The organism is Marinomonas atlantica (genome assembly GCF_001639725.1).
In the GTDB taxonomy this organism is placed as follows: Bacteria; Pseudomonadota; Gammaproteobacteria; order Pseudomonadales; family Marinomonadaceae; genus Marinomonas; species Marinomonas atlantica.
The window spans coordinates 1-2,191 of sequence record NZ_LTAW01000023.1 but is presented as its reverse complement, the minus strand read 5'-3'; the positions used below and the strand labels follow the sequence as shown (position 1 = coordinate 2,191).

1 protein-coding gene is annotated in these 2,191 nt (G+C 54.3%); it reads right to left on the bottom strand.

Annotated features, from left to right (window positions below; genetic code table 11):
* Positions 1 to 2,191: tandem-95 repeat protein (locus tag AYW75_RS18380; protein ID WP_156490889.1), on the bottom strand; the 2,191-nt coding region annotated here is incomplete at both ends.

The following is a 2,191-nucleotide window of genomic DNA, read 5'->3' as shown; positions in this document are numbered from 1 at the left end:
TCCGTATCGTTCGCCAACACATCGATGGTCACAACCGTGTCTTCACTGGTAGAAGCTGTATCGTCTACCGCTACTGGGCCGTCGTTCACCGCATCCACGGTCACAGTCACTTCAGCACTGTCGGTCGCGGTACCATCAGTAATGGTGTAGCTGATGGTCGCGTCACCGTTGAAGTTGTCCGCCGGCGTAAATTGAACTTTACCGTCGACAATCGCCACCGTACCTTGCTCCGCCGGAACAGACGCTTCAGTAATGGTTAATGTATCGCCATCCAGATCCGTATCGTTCGCCAACACATCAATGGTCACAACCGTGTCTTCACTGGTAGAAGCTGTATCGTCTACCGCTACTGGGCCGTCATTTTGAGGTGCTACGGTTACCGTTACATCTGCGCTATCGGTCGCGGTACCGTCAGTAATGGTGTAACTGATGGTCGCGTCACCGTTGAAGTTGTCCGCCGGGGTAAACTGTACCTTACCATCGACAATCGCCACCGTGCCTTGTGCTTCTGGCACGCTCACGTCTGTGATGGTTAGAGTGTCCCCATCCAGGTCCGTATCGTTCGCCAACACATCGATGGTCACAACCGTGTCTTCACTGGTAGAAGCTGTATCGTCTACCGCTACTGGGCCGTCGTTCACCGCATCCACGGTCACAGTCACTTCAGCACTGTCGGTCGCGGTACCATCAGTAATGGTGTAGCTGATGGTCGCGTCACCGTTGAAGTTGTCCGCCGGCGTAAATTGAACTTTACCGTCGACAATCGCCACCGTACCTTGCTCCGCCGGAACAGACGCTTCAGTAATGGTTAATGTATCGCCATCCAGATCCGTATCGTTCGCCAACACATCAATGGTCACAACCGTGTCTTCACTGGTAGAAGCTGTATCGTCTACCGCTACTGGGCCGTCATTTTGAGGTGCTACGGTTACCGTTACATCTGCGCTATCGGTCGCGGTACCGTCAGTAATGGTGTAACTGATGGTCGCTTCGCCATTGAAGTTCGCAGCCGGGGTAAACTGTACCTTACCGTCCACAATCGCAACCGTACCTTGCTCCGCCGGAACAGACGCTTCGGTGATGGTTAATGTATCCCCATCCAGATCCGTATCGTTCGCCAACACATCAATGGTCACAACCGTGTCTTCGTTGGTGCTGGCTGTATCGTCTACCGCTACTGGGCCGTCATTGACCGCATCCACGGTCACAGTCACTTCAGCGCTGTCGGTCGCGGTACCGTCAGTAATGGTGTAACTGATGGTCGCGTCGCCGTTGAAGTTGTCCGCCGGGGTAAACTGTACCTTACCATCGACAATCGCCACCGTGCCTTGTGCTTCTGGCACGCTCACGTCTGTGATGGTTAGAGTGTCCCCATCCAGGTCCGTATCGTTCGCCAACACATCGATGGTCACAACCGTGTCTTCACTGGTAGAAGCTGTATCGTCTACCGCTACTGGGCCGTCGTTCACCGCATCCACGGTCACAGTCACTTCAGCACTGTCGGTCGCGGTACCATCAGTAATGGTGTAGCTGATGGTCGCGTCACCGTTGAAGTTGTCCGCCGGCGTAAATTGAACTTTACCGTCGACAATCGCCACCGTACCTTGCTCCGCCGGAACAGACGCTTCAGTAATGGTTAATGTATCGCCATCCAGATCCGTATCGTTCGCCAACACATCAATGGTCACAACCGTGTCTTCACTGGTAGAAGCTGTATCGTCTACCGCTACTGGGCCGTCATTTTGAGGTGCTACGGTTACCGTTACATCTGCGCTATCGGTCGCGGTACCGTCAGTAATGGTGTAACTGATGGTCGCGTCACCGTTGAAGTTGTCCGCCGGGGTAAACTGTACCTTACCATCGACAATCGCCACCGTGCCTTGTGCTTCTGGCACGCTCACGTCTGTGATGGTTAATGTATCGCCATCCAGATCCGTATCGTTGGCCAACACATCAATGGTCACAACCGTGTCTTCGTTGGTGCTGGCTGTATCGTCTACCGCTACTGGGCCGTCGTTGACCGCATCCACGGTCACAGTCACTTCAGCACTGTCGGTCGCGGTACCATCAGTAATGGTGTAGCTGATGGTCGCGTCGCCGTTGAAGTTGTCCGCCGGGGTAAACTGTACCTTACCATCGACAATCGCCACCGTGCCTTGTGCTTCTGGCACGCTCACGTCTGTGATGGTTA